Source organism: Streptomyces sp. NPDC015242, assembly GCF_043079125.1.
Taxonomy (GTDB): Bacteria; Actinomycetota; Actinomycetes; order Streptomycetales; family Streptomycetaceae; genus Streptomyces.
Map to the genome: position 1 here is coordinate 1,128,038 of NZ_JBIBUF010000001.1, position 15,635 is coordinate 1,143,672.

Genomic DNA, 15,635 nt, shown 5'->3' on the forward strand with positions numbered 1-15,635 from the left:
CCCGTCGTGTTCACCCACACCCCCCCCCCCCCCGCCGGGCTGTGGGGGGGGGGGGGGGGCCGGGGGGCCCCGCCCCCCCCCCCACCACCGTCCTGCGCCGGATCAGCTGTAGGGGATCACCACCACGGCCTTGTCCGTGCCGGTCTGCAGCTTCGAGGTGCCGTTGCCGATGGCGCTCCAGACCTCCAGACGGACGGTGCCGCCCTTGAGATCGCCGAGGGCACCCGTGGACGCCTTGAGGCCGCGCGCCTGCGTGTACTCCTCCCATCCGGCGACCGGGTCGGTGGCGAAGTAGTTGTAGGTCTCGGTCCGGTCGAACGTACCGTCACCGGTGAGGTCGTAGCTGACGCGTGCCTGCTGGCCGAGGCCGACCGTGGTGCCCGCGTCCACCTGGAGCCTGAACGTCGTTCCCGCACCCGGGGTGAGCGTCCCGTTGACTCCGCGGACCTCGTAGACGAGGGGCTGGTACGGCGTGCCGTCGTGGTTGGCGCCGCCCGCGGAGGCGATCGTGTCGCTGCCCGCGGTCCCGCCGGTCGCCGTGGTCAGGACGCCACCGCTGCGCAACTGGAAGGTGTTCCCCGTCGGCGGCTCGGGATCCGGGTCGGGGTCCGAGGAGCCCGACCCCGTGCCGCTCGCGGTGGAACGGGCCGGGACGGAGAGGGTCTTGCCGTCCGAGAAGGTCACGGTGCGCGCCGACGAGCCGTGGTTGTGGGCGACGTACGTGCGGGTCGTCCCCTTGGTGAAGACGGCCGAGGTGGGCAGGTCACCGGTCACCGTGGCGTCCGGAGCGCCGACCGCGTCCAGGGTGTTGATCCAGTGGTACGTGTGGGCCTTGGACTCCCCCTGCTCAGGGGTGTATCCGGCGTGGCCCGCGTCCCACTTCGACTTGGCCGCTGCAGGGTCGGCCAGGGACTGGAACTCCCAGAGGATGTCGCGCCATTCGACGGCCGGGCCGCCGTTCTCCCGTTCCATCTCGGCGATGTTGCGCCGGATCGCGGCCTTCTCGCCGCCGAGGTGGAGCGAACCGCCTGTGACGGGCAGGACGTTGATGCCGTGGATCTCCTCGGGGTTGGCGGTCCACCAGGTGGAGTACGCCGCCCCGCTGCCCCACACCATGCCGGCCGTGTCATGGCCGAAGGAGGACGGGAAGACCTGTTCGTCGGCGTCGAACCAGTACTGCGCGATCGATTCCGACTCGGTGGTCAGCAGGTAGGCGCCGAGGTCGCGCAGAGAGGTGTCCCCGGTGGCGGAGCCCCACAGGACGAGGGCCGCGCTGAGGTTGGTGGACTCCGAGGAGGACTCCTGGTTGTTGCCGGCGGCGAAGCCCTGGTGGCCGGATGCCCAGCTGTGGCCCGCGTAGACGTCGAAGCCGCGCAGGAAGGGGAACGCGGTGTCGGTGCGGCTGGGGTTGGCGGTGTCCCGCACGAGGGTCTTGACCATGCCGCCCCACGCGGAGTCGGCGGCCCAGCCCTGGTCGTACTGCGCGACGATGGCAGCCGCGTAGACGTAGTAGCTGTAGTGGAAGTGGTGGTCGTTGAGTTCGGTGTCGCTGCCGTAGGAGGCGGGGTAGCCCGTGAGGGTCTTCCAGTCCTTGTCGTAGCTGAACTCGTTGGCGCCGCCCGCGGTGAACCACTCCTGGAGCTTGCCCTTGATGAGGCCGAGCAGCCGGTCGCGGGTGCCGGTCTCGCCGATCTGCTCGGCCACCGGGACGAGTTGGGCGAGGCGGCCGAGTGCCTTGCCGGTCCAGTAGGTGTCGGTGGCGCCGGAGAAGGGGTCGGATGCGTTCACGACGTCGTTGAGGTAGCCGCGCAACCGGGTCGCGTCCACGCCGCTGGACTTGGGCAGCGCGGGCAGCACCGCGGCCGCCTTCTGGCTCGTGGTGAACGAGGCCGACTCGCGGACCTTCATGGTGCCGCGCGGGGAGACGTAGGTGTAGGAGGTCAGGGCGTCGGTGGTGTTCAGCCACTGGTGGCGGTAGAGCGCCTGGAGCGTGCCCCGCTCGGTGCCCTCCTTCGCCTCCGTGGTGAGCGTGTAGGTGGCCCTCACGGTGCCACCGGTGTAGCTCCAGGCGACTTTGGAGTCGGTGACGAAGCTGAAGGCGTACTTCTTGAAGGTCGCCAGCGCGTCGGTGGACGGCAGCACGGCGACGGAGAAGTAGTCCTTGGAGCCCAGCCCGGCGGTGACGGTGGAGCCGGAGACGTTCCAGTCGCTGCCGGTCGGGGCGAAGAGGGCGTAGTGGTGTCCGGCCACGGTGATGCCGAGGACGTTGCCCTGGTCGGCGAAGACGCTGGGCGCACCGGCGGTGGAGATCTGGGCGTTGCCGCCGGTGCCCTGGGCGTATACGAACGGGGAGCCGTGACCGATGGTGGTGCGCAGGGTGCGGGAACCGTCGGACCACAGGGGAGTGACCGTCCAGTCGGACCAGGTGTCGGCCTTGGTGTCCGGGGAGTTGAGGCCGCTCAGTCCGATGGTGAGGTCACGCTTGTGGGCGTACTCGTACTGCCGGCCGTCTCCGACGATCGAGGGGGAGGTCGGGTAGCCGACGTCGAGCCCGGCGGCCGTGGCCTGATAGGTGAGGGGGTGCCCGTACATGGGGGTCGACCAGGGGTTGTCGCCGTAGCGCTGGAAGGCGAGGGAAGACCACCAGTCGTTGGTGGGCACGGGCCGGTTCCGCGCGGCGGCGGTCACCTTGGGCGTGACGGGAGTTCCCGTGTTGGTGGTGGGGCCCGACGTTCCCGACGGGCGGGTGTCGGAGTAGCTGCCCGAGCCGACGGGCACGGTGGCCGCGGCCGCCGGGGTGGCGGCCGGGCCCAGGCCGAAGGCGGCGAGTGCCGAGGCCGTCAGGAGTATCACTGCCGGTCTGGTGCGTGTGCGCGTGCGCGTGCGTGGGGTTGGCATTGCGGACACCTCAAGTCTTCACGAGCGGGAGCGCTTGAGAGCGCTCTCAGATGGCCGGAACGTAAATGCCAGGTAATGCACGTGTCAATGCCTTGAACGCAGCCGGTAGTTGACGATTGATGCGTCCCGCTGTGTCTTCGCGGCTCGACGATGCGGGTCGGTGGCGACCCGGCTTCGCTGCAGGCGCCGGTGCCGACGCCGAAGGAGAGCACGGCTCGGCGGACGTGGCGGTGAGGGACCTGGTGATGAAGCCCGGAGGACCCCGAGCGGTGGGCGTCCTCGCGCTGCCGCCCATGTGCTGGTGCCGGCGGCCGTCCTGCTTCGGCCCAGAGCTACCCCGTGGGTGGGATCCGGTAGACGGAGACATGAGAACGCGAGTCGGCGGTGAACGGGGCGCCGGCCCAGTCCGCATGCCTGGTCTCCAGTTCGAATCCGGCCAGTTGTGCCATGAGGTCGAGTTCGGCCGGCCAGATGTAGCGGTGAGGGCTGCGGGACAAACGCGCCTGCTGGGTCTCGTCGAAACGGAAGTGGTGCGATACGACGTGCTGGTTGAGGACGTCGTAGGTGTCCAATCCGATATAGCCGGGTTCGGAGTGCCAGACGGTGGCCGTCTGCCCCGGCGGGAGCTTGCGCAACTCAGGGACCCAGAGCTCGATCACGAACCGGCCGCCGGGTACGAGGTGGCGGGCCGCGTTGCGGAAGCACTGCACCTGCTCCTCCTGGGTGAGCAGGTTGGAGATCGTGTTGTACACCAGGTAGACGAGGGTGTACTTCCCGGGAGCGACGGTGGTCGCCATGTCGCCGACGATCACGGGGATCGTCGCTTCATCGGCCTTGGTGCGTAGCTGCTCCACCATGGGGAGCGACAGCTCGATGCCGGTGACAGAGACTCCTCGCTCGGCCAGCGGCACGGCCACCCGGCCTGTCCCGATGGCGAACTCCAGCGCTTCTCCGCCACCTGCGAGCTGGACGAGCCGATTCACGGCCGGTTCCAGGACCTCGGGTGCGAACATTCCGGAACCAGGCGTGTCATAGCGCTGGGCGGTATCGGCGTCCCAGATCTTCTCCTGCTGCATTCCACCAACGCTCGCCGCTGGCCCATGCGATGTCCACCGATATTCAAGGAGCGCTGGTCACGTCGTACAGGTGCCACGCGCTCCCGCCGTCGCAGTGTGCGACCGGGCGGGAACTCCCCCCGGGCCCTTGCCCGGCCGGCTTGCGCGCCGGCAGCGGACCGAGCCCTTCGGCCACCCGGCACATGGTTTCGCGCAGCACGTGATCGGACAGCCCTGCACTCAGCAGACACGCGACTGTTCAGCCACCGCTTCACCCTTGGAGCGTGTGCATCCTGCTTCGCCGCGGTTCCTGCCATGACCGGTCCGGCCGGTCCCGCCTTCGGCCGCGTCACACCTCACGGGCGGAGTCGAACCGGCGCCGAGCCTCCTCGATATGGTCCATGTAGGCGCGGGTCCAGGCGCACATCCCGTTGACCGTGGTGCGCAGTGCCTGGCCGGCTTCGGTGAGGCGGTATTCGACACGTGGCGGCACCACCGGATACACGGTCCTGTCCACCAGCCCGTCCCGTTCGAGGTGCCGCAGCGTCTGGGACAGCATCTTGTGACTGATGCCTCCGACCTGCGTCTGCAACTCGGTGAACCGCAGGGTGCGGTCAGCCAGGACGTTGATGAGCAGCAACGCCCATTTGTTGGCCACGCCCGCGAAGATCTCACGGGCCAGCGAGTCGGCGCGGGTGAGATCCGTGTCGGCCGGATCACGAGCGGGCTGCTTGGTCACCACGAGGTGCCCCTCTCACGGAAAGGTGCGTTCTTCCAGTTCGGACCATACTCTCCTATGGTTAGTCCGTATCTGCCAGAGAGTGAAGCAGTCTGATCCGGACACCTGGAGCAACGATGATCCTCAAGACGTACGCCCGCCTCTGGGCCGACGACCTGAGCACGACCCTTCCTCTGCTGGAGCGCCTGACGGGAAAGCATCCGGACCTGCACTTCGCCTTCGACGAGATCGAGCTCGCCGCCATAGGTGACTTCCTGGTCATCGCCGGACCCGCCGAGCGACGCGCTCGGTATGCCCACGCCACCGCCACGGTGATCGTCTCCGACTTGGACCAGACACGCGCGGCACTGGACGAGGCAGGCGCCGAGATCACAACGGAGGAGGCGACCAGCGCAACCGGCCGCTTCCTCTACGCGCGCCATCGCGGCGGGGTGGAGGCCGAGTACGTCGAATGGAAGCCGGAGGTGCGGCGTCGGGTACTCGGCGCATAGGGCGGGACGGTCCGAACGGACGCGATCCCATCGCAGGTCCAGGACCACACCGGCCGCACCACCGTGCTCACCCCGACGCAGCCGGCGACTTGGGCGAAGACCTCGGCGGGAATCGACATGGGGCAACCGGGAACCGGGAGGGCACCTTGAACTCCATGACGACCGGGGGCAGATGTGACGGAGGCGTTTGAGCACCAGGCCGTGACGGCTGTCCTCGTGCCAGGCGGCGCAGGCCCTGAACCTCGTCGACGGCAGCCCTCCTGTCGCCGGGCGGCCCGGCCGACCGCGCCGACGTCCCGACTCCGTCTTTGCGGTCCCGGGGGTGCCGAGTAGGTTCTTGGCCGTCACATCTTGACCCTCACACTGTGTGAGGCGGTGAGCTCGGAGACATCATGTTCACCATCGGAGACTTCGCCCGGCATGGCCGCGTCTCGGTTCGGATGCTGCGTCACTACGACGCGACCGGACTGCTGCGTCCGGCTCATGTCGACCCCGTCAGCGGCTATCGCCACTACTCCGCTGCCCAACTCGCCCGCCTCAACCGGATCATCGCGCTCAAGGACCTCGGCTTCACTCTCCAGCAGGTGCGGGACATAGTGGACGAGAAGGTCAGCGCCGAGGAACTGCGCGGCATGCTGCGGCTGCGGCGGGCCGAACTGGAGAGCGCGATGGCCGCGGCGGGAGCACGGCTGATCCAGGTCGAGGCGAGGCTCCGAGCGATCGAGAGTGAGGGGCACATGCCCACGAACGACGTTGTCATCAAGAGCGTCCCATCCGTGCGGGTGGCGGAGCTGACCGCGACCGCCGCGAGTTTCTCGCCCGAGGACATCGGCCCGGTCATCGGACCGCTCTACGACGAGCTGTTCCGGTGCCTGGACTCGGCGGGCATCACCCCCACGGGCCCCGGCATCGCGTACTACGAGGACGCCCCGGAGGGGGGAGGCAGGATCAGCGTCCACGCCGCCGTCCAGGTCTCCGCCCCTCTGCAGGACGGCACGTTCCGGATCCTCGACCTGCCGCCGCTCGACCAGGCGGCGACCATCGTGCACCGCGGTTCGATGGACGCCGTAGTCCCCACCGCCCAGGCACTGGCCCGCTGGATCGACGCCAACGACCACCAGTCGATGGGATACCCCCGCGAGATCAACCTCGAGTGCCCGGACGATCGTGAGGACTGGGTGACGGAACTGCAGGCCCCGGTGACCCGGGCCTGATCCATCGCGCCCCGGCCTGGCCGCTGCCCGGCTTCAGCCGTCAGTGCTGCTCGTGGCAGGTCGGGGCGGCAGTGAGACCGGCGAAGGCGAGGAAGTGCGAGCCGGTTCGCTCCCGTCGGACGGTGAGGCGGCGGTGGTTGAACAGCCAGGCGATCACCGCTCGATCGTCCGGCGGTGCCGGGCGAGCCGAGTGCGCAGCCCGCGAGCGGGAGTACCAGGAGCGGCCGCCCGCGTGGCCGAGCAGCAGAGGGCCGAACAGGAGGCCCGCCGTCCGGTGCGCGCCGCATGCGACGCCTCACGGGAGGCCCATCCTGACCTGTGCGACGACTGCACGCAGAGAGCGATCACCGCTGCTGCTGGAGACGGTTTGCCTTACCGCGTGAAGGACGCAGCCCTACTCCTCTGGACCCATGATGGTGAATGGTCCCGCAGCGGAGGCGACACACGCGGAGATGTCCGTTTCCACGCCCGCCGCCAAGCCTTCCTCGCAGAGACGGCCCCCCTTCTCTCGCAGATCCAGGAAGAAGCGGGTGAACTTGCCGTCCTGCCTGAGGCCGTGAATGCGTTCGTCGGTGTAGCCAAGGTCGTTCAGGACCTTCCTGACCCTGGCAGGGGTGGGTTCCGGAACCGCCTGCAGTGCTTCGACGATGCGTTGTTCGTGCTGGACGCTCATGCACCAGTCTCGGTCGTTCAGCTCCGTCTCGGGGCCCGTGGGGGCACCGGGCTCGATCGGAACAGCCGGAGGGGTCTCGCCGGGGGCGAGGCTCTCCTGCCTTTCCTTCGCCGTTCCGGCCGGTCTCCTGCGAGATGGGCCGGGCCCGGTCTCGGTCTCGGTTCCAAGACACGGCAGCGCCACCTTGTCGAGCATCGCCATGAACGCCGCCTGCTCGGGCCCCGGCGATGTGGCACTCTCCTCGATGCTGACGCTGCCCCCCGGCTTGCTTCGAGACCCGCTGCCGCTCGCGTCCTCGCTCCCGCAGCCGGCAAGCACCAAGGTAGCGAGTGCGGTTGCCGTCAGGGCACGCCGGGGGAGGACAAGCGGGCTGGTGGAAGCGAAGATCCGTGTCATGGACGCAGTCTCCGGCCGGTGCCGCGCGCCCCGCATGAGTATGCGTACTCATACAGATGAGCACTCACGGTACGGGGCTGTGGGAGGTCCTGGCGCCGACGCAGGAGCGGCCACGTTCTATTGAGTTCCTCCGCGATGACTCTGACGAGGCCGGTGTGGTCGCGTCGGGACCCGCCGGACGCCCGGCGCCGCCCCAAACGTACGCTCCCGTGAAGGGACCTGATCGGCGGTCGGGCATCCAGCCGCCCCCGCGGACGCGGCCGTTCGAGCAGACAGCCGGCCGCGAGCGCGAGGACGACCGTGGTGACCACGACGACCCATCACGACCAGCGCATCCCGATGGCGGACAGCAACTCCACCCGCTCCGGCGACAGCGCCGCGGCTCGGCTGCGCTGGTTGCTGATCCAGGCTCCGAGCCGGAGCTCCCGAACCACCCGGTCCTCGCCGTTGCCGCCGTTCCCGTGGCCGCCGACGGCGATCGTCTCGACGTGCTTCCTCGGCACCCGCAGATGCCCCTCACGCGCGTAGAACTGCTTGGCGGCGGCGTAGTTCAGCGCCCACTTGTCGGCCTGCGTACGGCGCGGCCGGGGTTTCTCGTCCTCGGGCGCGGGCTTGATCCCGAGGACGTGCTCGCACATCCACTGCTGCACGGCCGTCAGGTTGTCCCAGCCGAGGCGGAGCGAGTGCACCCACCGGCCGAGGTCCTCGCCTTGGTGTACGAACTGGCCGGGTGAGGTGGGCAGTTCGCCGCCGGCTTGGAGATGTGCGCGGGTGAGGTGGAAGGCGCGCTGCCACGGCACCGGCCAGACCGGGCACCAGGCGGGGTCGATGTCGTCCAGCTGTTCGCGCCGCTGCTCCGGCAGTGCCCCGGCCGTGGACGGAATCGGCAGGCCTGCGGCGCGCCGCTGCTCGATCTCGGCCGCTTTGCGGGCGGCGGCCCGCGCGTTCTTCAGCCAGATGCCGACCCGGTGGCCCTGGTAGGTGGCGTCCAGCGGCGCGAGCAGGTGCCCGTGCTCCTCGGCCCACCCGCGGGCCGCAGCGAGACCTTCCTCCCAGGCGACGTCGAAGTGGCTCCAGACCATGCCGAGTTTCTCCAGTTGCTCGACGCGGTCCTCCTCCATGTCGCCGCGGGCGTGGAAGCGCCTGGCGTCGGCGATCCACTGCCCCAGCGGGAAGCCTGCGAGTGCGGCCGGCCACCCCTCGTCTTCGGCGCCCTGATCGTCGCGACCCGGCGCGCGGTACGTGAACGGCACCTTCAGGTCACCGTGGAGCCGGTTGTAGATGACGGCGGCCTCCACCCCGCGCCGCCAGTGCTCGTGCTCGGGTTTGAGGACGCGCAGGTTGATGAACGCGGCCAGCTGTGCCGGATCACGCGGGGTGGAGAACTTCAGCAGCTGCCGCGCGGGCGCCGACGGGCCACCGGAACCGTTGCCCTCGCCCTCGCCTTCCTCGCCCCAGCTCTCCTCGCCCCCGCTGCTGCGGCTCTGCACGCCCCTGACACGGCTTGGGGCCTGCTGCTGGGCGAGTCGCTCCACCACCCGGGCATCGTGCGCCCTGAGCGCTTCCAGCAGCTTCGCCAGCCCGCCGTACGCGCGGGAGGTGAGCATATTCTCGGCCGTCTCACCGGGCCCGAGCAGGACCGGCACCACGAGGGACGCGACTTTGCCCTCGCCGGGCTGCACGCGCAGCGCGCGGCCGACGGCCTGGACGAGATCGGGCATGGAGCCGCGTACGTCGGCGAAGTAGACGGAGTCGCAGTCCTTGGTGTCGACGCCCTCTCCGAGGACCTTCACCGAGCCCAGGTAGCTCTTCTCCACCACCGTGCCGTCGCCCGCGATCCCGGACGCGAACTCGGCGAGGACCCGCTGCCGGTGGGTGGCCTTGTGCTCGCCGCACAGCCAGTCGGCCCAGACGGTGCGCGGGTACAGCGCGGGATCCTCGGCGTGCAGTTGCCCGGCCACGGCGGGCAGGCCGGCCGCGAACGCCTCGGCCTCGCTCACCACGTGGTGGAAAACGAGGGTGCGCCGGAACCCCTCCTGCGACGACGCCTTCAGCAACGCCGTCTGCAGTGCCGCCAGCCGGGCCCCGCGGACCTCGTCCGAACGGCCCTCGGCGCCCAACAGCCGCACGGCCGGCAGCTGGGAGTCGGTGATGTCCACGCACACCACCTGGTAGGCCGCGCAGATTCCCCGGTCGATCGCCTCCGACAAGGTCAGCGTGTACGCCCTGCCGCCGAAGGGGCCGTCCGGGTCGTCCTCCATCGACGCGACCAGCTCGCCCGGCGCACCCTGGTCGGCGTCCTCGTCCAGCTGCCACAGCCGGGGCGTGGCCGTCATGTACAGGCGGCGCAGGGCGGGGATGCGGGCGTTGTCGTGGACGACCGCCCACGGCTTGCCCAGCCGCCCGGAAGTCCGATGCGCCTCGTCGACCACGATCAGGTCCCAGCCGGGCAGGCCGGCGGCGTGGGCGCGTTCCAGCGTGCCCAGTCCGAGGGAGGCGTAGGTGGCGATCACGGTGACCGTGTCGAACGGCCGCACCCAGGCGACCAGCTCTTCCACGTCCGTGGTGTTGGGGAACGTCACGTCCTCGCCCCGCAGGGACGAGACCCCGATCACCGGGCCGGTGCGTCCGCCCTCACGCCATGCGGCCTCGGTCTGTGCGAGCAGGCCGAGCGAGGGGACGAGCACCAGGACGCGACCGGCCGGGAGTTCGCGTGCGCTCCGCGCGGCGACGAGGGTCTTGCCCGAGCCGGTGGCCATGACGACCTGAGTGCGCAGTCCCCGCTCGGGGACGGTGCCGGCCGCGGGCACCTGCAGGGCGGCGAGGACAGCGTCGACAGCCTCGCGCTGGTGGGGCCGGAGTTTCGTCATGGGAGAGGGTCCTTCGAGGGCCGGGAGGACGAGGACAGGCACGACGCAGGCGTTCAGCAGGACATCATGGTGCTTCTCCCGTCTCCTGGAACCACGCACGGGCAGCACACGGGCCGAGCAACGCGAAGCCCTCGCCGTCATGGTGGACGCCCGCCCGCCGGGCAGCCGATGTCACCCTCGGTGCCGTGGGCCGGCCGTGCGAGGCCCGGCGGCAAGATGCATGAGCGCCTGCGCAACGACGCACCCAACACCATGCCGCACTCTGCCCCCCCCGTGTAGCCTGCCCCCCCGGACGGCACGACCGCTCGCCGGCCGGGGCGCACAGGAGCTCGGGCCGGCACGGCGCCTGGTGGCGGTCCGCCGTTCCGCACTGCAGGCGAGGCGCATGTCCGGCACGGCCGCCCGCTGCTTGAGGCCCTACTCCGGCTGTCGGCCCGATGCCGTCGAGGGCGTCGCGGCGCTGCTCGTGCGCAGCAGGTCCTCCACACCATTCAGGAACGTCTCGCAGATGAGCCTCGGGTCGAACAGGCAGCCCGCGGCCATGGCACCGTCGCGGAGCATGACGAAATGCCGTCCCGCCGTCTCGGCCGGATCACACCCGGCCTGCCCCATCAGCTCCGTGACGGTGTCCAGGAACCACTGCCGGTGGGCCAGTACGGCCCGATGGACGGGGTGCGCCGGGTCGGGGAACTCGGCCGCCGCGTTCAGGAAGGCGCACCCGCGAAATCCCCGGCTGCCAATGCCCTCGGCGATGGACCCGGCGACGGCGCGGACCGTGTCGGCCGGCACCAGGTCCTGCACCAGGACGGCCGCGACCTGGCCGCGGATGCCCTGGTCGGCCTGCTGGAGGTAGGCGAGGATCAGGTCCTCCTTGCCCTTGAAGTGCCGGTACAGGGTGGCACGGGTGACCTGCGCCTCGGCGATGATGCGGTCCACGCCGACCGAGTGGATCCCCTCGGAGTAGAAGATCCGGGTCGCGGTGCCCAGCAGCCGCGACCGCGCCTGTGACGTGCTGCCACTCCCTGTACTCGTGCTCATGACGGCCACCGTACCAGTCCATGAGGGAGAACGTTCGGTCTTGACAGGAGGGTGCGACCCGGCATTGGATGAGCGCCGTCACAAGGTAGACCGAACGTTCTCCCTCGTGGCGTCTCTCATCGCTCGTCCTCAGCCTTCATCGCCACCGGACAGAAGGAAGCCACCATGGCCACCAGTGTCACGCCTCCCCCTCCCGCCCCGGCAACGACTGCCTCCGCACCACTGCGCCGGCTGTACTTCGTCCGTTTCACATTCGCCGCCGCATGGGCCGCCCTGCTGTTCACCACAGCACACACCCTCGGACCGCTCGCGGCGACGCTGCTCGTGATCTATCCCTTGTTCGACATGGCGTGCGCCGTCGCAGACATCCGTTCCGCGAGGGCCGACCGCGGACCGCTGCGCGGCCTCTACGCGAACGTCGCACTCAGCACCCTCACCACCGTGGGCCTGATCGCCGCGATCACCTCCGGCATCCCGGCCGTGCTGCGCGTCTGGGGCGCTTGGGCGATCACGGCGGGCCTCGTCCAACTGCTCGTCGGCACCCTGCGACGGCACATGAAGGGCCAGTGGCCGATGATCGCCAGCGGCGCCCTCTCCACTCTGGCCGGAGCCTCCTTCATCGCACAGGCGGACAAGGGCGACGCCACGCTCGGCTCCCTGGCCGGCTACGCCTTCCTGGGCGGCGTCTTCTTCCTCGTCTCCGCCCTCCGCCTGGGACGGACCAGGCCTGCCGAACGTCCCTGAGACACCTGCGGCGGACGACCGAAGCGCAGACCCGTCGAGGCACCCCACGTGATCCCCCCGGCACATCGACCAACAGCCCTCGGCCACGGCGACGAACGCCCCGACAGCTGCAGCGATCGCCGGTGACTTCAGCCCGGCGCACCTGGACGAACGCCAGGCCACCCACCCCGACGACGGCCCCCACCACGCCCGACCTCCCCGGCCTCCCGGCACCCACGACGCACCCGCCTGACGCACCCACCCTCCCGGCGGTCGTGCCGGGGACCCCCGAATACGAGGCATCCGGAATCAGGCCCGGGGGGGGGGAGGGTGTAACGCCCACCGCCTGCCGTGCCAAGTACGGATGAAGGACAACCGACGACGAGGGGATCGAAGTGACAGGAAACCGGGGCGGACCGGCCGAGGCGGCTCGCGACCCCCAACTCTTCGAGGAGTTCTACCGACGCCACGTGGACGCCGTGACGTCGTTCGTGGCCCGGCGCGTCACCGACGCCCACACCGCGGCCGACCTGACCGCCGAGATCTTCCTCGCGGTCCTGGACTCGGCGCACACCTATCGCCCCACCCGGGGCAGCGAGACCGCATGGCTCTACGGCATCGCCCGCAACGTCATCTCCTCCGAGTACCGCCGCCTCGCCCGGGAGGCCGAACGCGACCGGCGCATCTCGGGGCGCCGGCTGCTCGAGGCCGACGACATCGTCCGGCTGGAGGACAAGCTCGACGCAGAAAGCCCGGCACGCCGTGCACGGGCCGCCTTGGAGCAGCTTCCGCCGGGGGAGCGGGCGGTGCTGGAACTGATCGTCATCGACCAGCTCACGGTCACCGAAGCCGCGGCGGCGCTCGGCATCCGCCGCACCACGGCCCGGGTCCGGCTGCATCGCGCCCGCAAGGCCCTACGCCCACAGGCCACGGGGCTGCCGCCGGGACCGGGAGCGCGCGGCACGTCACTGTCCATCGTCAACGGAGGAACAGGGGGAGAAGCATGACCGCGAGGACGACGTTCGAGGACCGACTGCTGACGGAACTCCAGGAGGAGATCGTGCGGCGGGAGCGGACAGCACCCGAGGCGGAGGGGTCGGCGGAAGGCGTGGCCGCCGGCACGACGGCCGGGCACGGCACGGGAGGCGGCGTCGGGGCCCGCGCGGGGGACTGGCCCCGGACCCGCGGTCCGCGGCGCCGGCTGCTCACGCGTCCCCGGCTCGTCATCGCCGCCGGGGCCTGCGCGCTGGCCGGGTTCGGCGTGACCCTGGTACCCGGCTCACCCGCCGTCTCGCCGGCCTATTCGCTGGAGCGCCACGACGACGGCAGCGTCACCTTCAGCCTTCACAAGCTGGGCATCGGCCCCGACGCCCAGAAAGAACTCGCCGGGAAACTGCGGGCCGCGGGGATTCACGTCACCATCGACGACCTGAAGCCGGGCTATCGGTGCGCGCCGACGCGCGGCAAGTCCCTCGGTATCGTCGGAGTCAGTGCCGTCTTCGACCTGCCCGCAGCCGGAGCCCCGAAGAGCAGCGCTCAGCCCCTTCCGGACAACCGGCCCGGCAGCAGTGTCACGCTGCACCCCGGCGACTCGCTGGGCATCGAGAACCGCCCGGCCGGTCCCAAGGACGACAGCAGGCTCGTGCGGAGTGAGGCCTACTTCCCCTTCAAGGGCGAGATGACCCCGTGCGAACCGGAGCGGGACCCGCTGAACAGCTAGAGCCTGTCTCTTTGAGGGGTGGAGGGAACCGGCGGTCAGGGGGCAGCGTCCATCAATGCGCAAGATCACTAGTGGACGCAGGGGAGCTTGAGATGGCTGGCACAGCCACCCGTTACCTCTATCTTGTCCGGCACGGCGAGGCATCACCGGACGAGAGCGGGCTTACAGAGGCTGGCCGGCGGCAAGCCGCGCTGCTCGGTCAACGCCTCCGGGACATCCCCTTCACAGCTGTTCACCACGGTCCCCTGCCGCGGGCAGAGCAGACCGCACGCCTGATCGGCGACCATCTGCAGAGCGTCCCTCTGCACGTCTCGGAAGCCGCCGGCGACTACGTGCCCTACATACCGGAACAGGACGAACTGCCGGCCGAATCAGGAAACTTCTACCTCCGCTTCCTCGCTGGTGCCACCGATGAGGAGCGCAAGCACGGACCTGCGCTGGCCCGTCAGGCGCTGGATCTGTTCACCGGGGCGGTGGACGGCGAAGAGGACCGGCACGAACTTGTCGTCACCCACAACTTCCTGGTCGCCTGGGTCGTCCGGGACGCCATGCATGCGCCGAAGTGGCGTTGGCTCGGCCTCAACTACTGCAACGCGGCACTCACAGTCGTCCGCTACTCGCCCGGCCGCCCCGCCTCCATCCTCGTCTCCAACGACATGCGGCATCTGCCGACCGAGCTGCGCTGGACGGGCTTTCCGCCTGAGCTGTACATCTGAAGGCGACCGTCAGGCCATCGCCGTGGCTCATCGCGCCGAGCGAGGGCGTTCCGACAAGCGTGTTCCTTCAGAGCACTGGTCGGTTGATGTGATGTGTCTGTCCGGTTAGTGATCACTGATGCGATGTGGTGCCGGATCGAGCCGTTGTGCCGGCCGATCCGGTCCGTGGCAGGTGATGGGCCGACCACCGCCGCACACTGGACGCCATCGCGTGGAAGTACCGCACCGGCTACCCATGGCGAGACCTGCCTGACGAGCTCGGGTCGTTCCGGACAGCTCACAAGCGGCTGATGCGATGGGCCATGGACGGCACCTAGGAGAGGATTCTCGCCGCTGTCCTGGCCTTGGCCGACGCTGACGACGACATCGGCTGGACCGTCTCCGTGGACTCCACCGTTGTCCGGGCGCACCAGCACGCCGCCGGCGCACTCAACAAGAGGGTGCCAAGCGGAGCAGAGCCAGCTGACCATGCACTCGGATGCTCGCGCGGCGGGTTCAGTACGAAGGTCCATCTGGTCGCGGACGGCCATACACGGCCCTTGGCCTTCATCCTCACCGCGGGCCAGGCCGGTGACGCACCGGCTTTCGAGACGGTCATGGCCCGCATCCGCGTGCCCCGTGGCGGCCCGGGCAGGCCCAGGACCCGGCCGCTGGCAGTTCTCGCGGACCGCGCCTACTCCTCCCGCAACATCCGCAGGCACCTAAAGTGGCGGGGCATCCGCGCAGTTATCCCGCAGCCGTCCGACCAGATCGGCCACCGCCTGAGGCGCGGCAGCCGCGGCGGGCGCCCGCCGACCTTCGACCGCGAGGCGTACAAGCAGCGGAACACCGTCGAGCGGTGCATCAACCGCCTCAGGCAGTGGCGCGGTCTGGCCACGCGATGCGACGAGCTCGCGATCGCTTATCACGGCGCCCTCCGCCTCGCCGCCATCCTCATCTGGGCACGGCGATGACCAAAGAGACAGAATCTAGTGCCGTGCCCGGCGCCGAGTGCCGTGCCCGGTGCCGGGGGCCGAGCGCCGAGTGCCGCGTCCGCCGCCGAGTTCTCCCGGCCACGACACCCGCGGATACGCGGGTGGGTGTCAGCCCTCACCCCGGCGCA

The 15,635-nt window shown here is 70.1% G+C and carries 12 protein-coding genes and 1 pseudogene; 7 read left to right on the top strand and 6 right to left on the bottom strand.

The window, feature by feature from the left end:
* Nucleotides 1-102: 102 nt before the first annotated feature.
* The 3 genes from ACF07N_RS04915 to ACF07N_RS04925 form a co-directional block, all read right to left on the bottom strand.
* Nucleotides 103-2,898, bottom strand: coding sequence for a glycosyl hydrolase (locus ACF07N_RS04915; protein WP_392108421.1), 2,796 nt, complete (start codon nt 2,896-2,898; stop codon nt 103-105).
* A 332-nt stretch (nt 2,899-3,230) separates the two neighbouring features.
* The gene (locus tag ACF07N_RS04920; RefSeq protein ID WP_392108424.1) at nt 3,231-3,974 is read right to left on the bottom strand and encodes a class I SAM-dependent DNA methyltransferase; all 744 of its coding nucleotides are present in this window, start codon (nt 3,972-3,974) and stop codon (nt 3,231-3,233) included.
* 328 nt (nt 3,975-4,302) lie between these two features.
* Nucleotides 4,303-4,695, bottom strand: coding sequence for a winged helix-turn-helix transcriptional regulator (locus ACF07N_RS04925; protein WP_392108427.1), 393 nt, complete (start codon nt 4,693-4,695; stop codon nt 4,303-4,305).
* Nucleotides 4,696-4,808: 113 nt separating this feature from the next.
* Between ACF07N_RS04925 and ACF07N_RS04930 the strand changes: the two genes are divergently transcribed.
* Both ACF07N_RS04930 and ACF07N_RS04935 read left to right on the top strand, forming a co-directional pair.
* Nucleotides 4,809-5,183 carry a VOC family protein gene (locus ACF07N_RS04930; RefSeq protein WP_392108430.1) on the top strand — a complete coding sequence of 125 codons (375 nt, stop codon included), beginning with the start codon at nt 4,809-4,811 and terminating at the stop codon, nt 5,181-5,183.
* A gap of 392 nt (nt 5,184-5,575) precedes the next feature.
* Nucleotides 5,576-6,397 carry a MerR family transcriptional regulator gene (locus ACF07N_RS04935; protein ID WP_392108433.1) on the top strand — a complete coding sequence of 274 codons (822 nt, stop codon included), beginning with the start codon at nt 5,576-5,578 and terminating at the stop codon, nt 6,395-6,397.
* Between the two features lie 394 nt (nt 6,398-6,791).
* Here ACF07N_RS04935 and ACF07N_RS04940 read toward each other — a convergent pair whose 3' ends face one another.
* The 3 genes from ACF07N_RS04940 to ACF07N_RS04950 form a co-directional block, all read right to left on the bottom strand.
* Nucleotides 6,792-7,466: a hypothetical protein gene (locus ACF07N_RS04940; RefSeq protein ID WP_392108435.1), complete on the bottom strand. Its 675-nt coding sequence runs from the start codon at nt 7,464-7,466 to the stop codon at nt 6,792-6,794.
* 320 nt (nt 7,467-7,786) lie between these two features.
* The gene (locus ACF07N_RS04945) at nt 7,787-10,336 is read right to left on the bottom strand and encodes a Helicase associated domain protein (RefSeq protein ID WP_392108438.1); all 2,550 of its coding nucleotides are present in this window, start codon (nt 10,334-10,336) and stop codon (nt 7,787-7,789) included.
* A 417-nt stretch (nt 10,337-10,753) separates the two neighbouring features.
* Entirely contained in the window at nt 10,754-11,374 is a 621-nt protein-coding gene (locus ACF07N_RS04950; protein WP_392108441.1) for a TetR/AcrR family transcriptional regulator, read from the bottom strand.
* Between the two features lie 165 nt (nt 11,375-11,539).
* Between ACF07N_RS04950 and ACF07N_RS04955 the strand changes: the two genes are divergently transcribed.
* The 5 genes and pseudogenes from ACF07N_RS04955 to ACF07N_RS04975 all read left to right on the top strand — a co-directional run bounded on the left by ACF07N_RS04955 (nt 11,540) and on the right by ACF07N_RS04975 (nt 15,486).
* Nucleotides 11,540-12,118 (top strand): hypothetical protein, encoded by a 579-nt coding sequence (locus ACF07N_RS04955; protein ID WP_392108444.1) that lies wholly within the window; start codon nt 11,540-11,542, stop codon nt 12,116-12,118.
* A 374-nt stretch (nt 12,119-12,492) separates the two neighbouring features.
* A complete protein-coding gene (locus ACF07N_RS04960; RefSeq protein WP_392108447.1) occupies nt 12,493-13,104 on the top strand; it encodes an RNA polymerase sigma factor in 612 nt (203 codons plus the stop codon).
* A complete protein-coding gene (locus ACF07N_RS04965; RefSeq protein ID WP_392108449.1) occupies nt 13,101-13,817 on the top strand; it encodes a hypothetical protein in 717 nt (238 codons plus the stop codon). The genes ACF07N_RS04960 and ACF07N_RS04965 overlap by 4 nt, the downstream gene beginning before the upstream one ends.
* 92 nt (nt 13,818-13,909) lie before the next feature.
* Nucleotides 13,910-14,533, top strand: coding sequence for a histidine phosphatase family protein (locus ACF07N_RS04970; RefSeq protein ID WP_392108452.1), 624 nt, complete (start codon nt 13,910-13,912; stop codon nt 14,531-14,533).
* A 93-nt stretch (nt 14,534-14,626) separates the two neighbouring features.
* Nucleotides 14,627-15,486: pseudogene (locus ACF07N_RS04975) on the top strand (IS5 family transposase).
* The last annotated feature ends 149 nt before the right edge of the window (nt 15,487-15,635 follow it).

What these genes read in the sequence shown, in the direction of transcription:
- ACF07N_RS04970 (WP_392108452.1), top strand. Translation starts at nt 13,910, where the DNA reads ATGGCTGGCACAGCCACCCGTTACCTCTATCTTGTCCGGCACGGCGAG.
- ACF07N_RS04965 (WP_392108449.1), top strand. Translation starts at nt 13,101, where the DNA reads ATGACCGCGAGGACGACGTTCGAGGACCGACTGCTGACGGAACTCCAG.
- ACF07N_RS04930 (WP_392108430.1), top strand. Translation starts at nt 4,809, where the DNA reads ATGATCCTCAAGACGTACGCCCGCCTCTGGGCCGACGACCTGAGCACG.
- ACF07N_RS04940 (WP_392108435.1), bottom strand. Translation starts at nt 7,466, where the DNA reads ATGACACGGATCTTCGCTTCCACCAGCCCGCTTGTCCTCCCCCGGCGT.
- ACF07N_RS04920 (WP_392108424.1), bottom strand. Translation starts at nt 3,974, where the DNA reads ATGCAGCAGGAGAAGATCTGGGACGCCGATACCGCCCAGCGCTATGAC.
- ACF07N_RS04950 (WP_392108441.1), bottom strand. Translation starts at nt 11,374, where the DNA reads ATGAGCACGAGTACAGGGAGTGGCAGCACGTCACAGGCGCGGTCGCGG.
- ACF07N_RS04955 (WP_392108444.1), top strand. Translation starts at nt 11,540, where the DNA reads ATGGCCACCAGTGTCACGCCTCCCCCTCCCGCCCCGGCAACGACTGCC.
- ACF07N_RS04935 (WP_392108433.1), top strand. Translation starts at nt 5,576, where the DNA reads ATGTTCACCATCGGAGACTTCGCCCGGCATGGCCGCGTCTCGGTTCGG.
- ACF07N_RS04945 (WP_392108438.1), bottom strand. Translation starts at nt 10,336, where the DNA reads ATGACGAAACTCCGGCCCCACCAGCGCGAGGCTGTCGACGCTGTCCTC.
- ACF07N_RS04915 (WP_392108421.1), bottom strand. Translation starts at nt 2,898, where the DNA reads ATGCCAACCCCACGCACGCGCACGCGCACACGCACCAGACCGGCAGTG.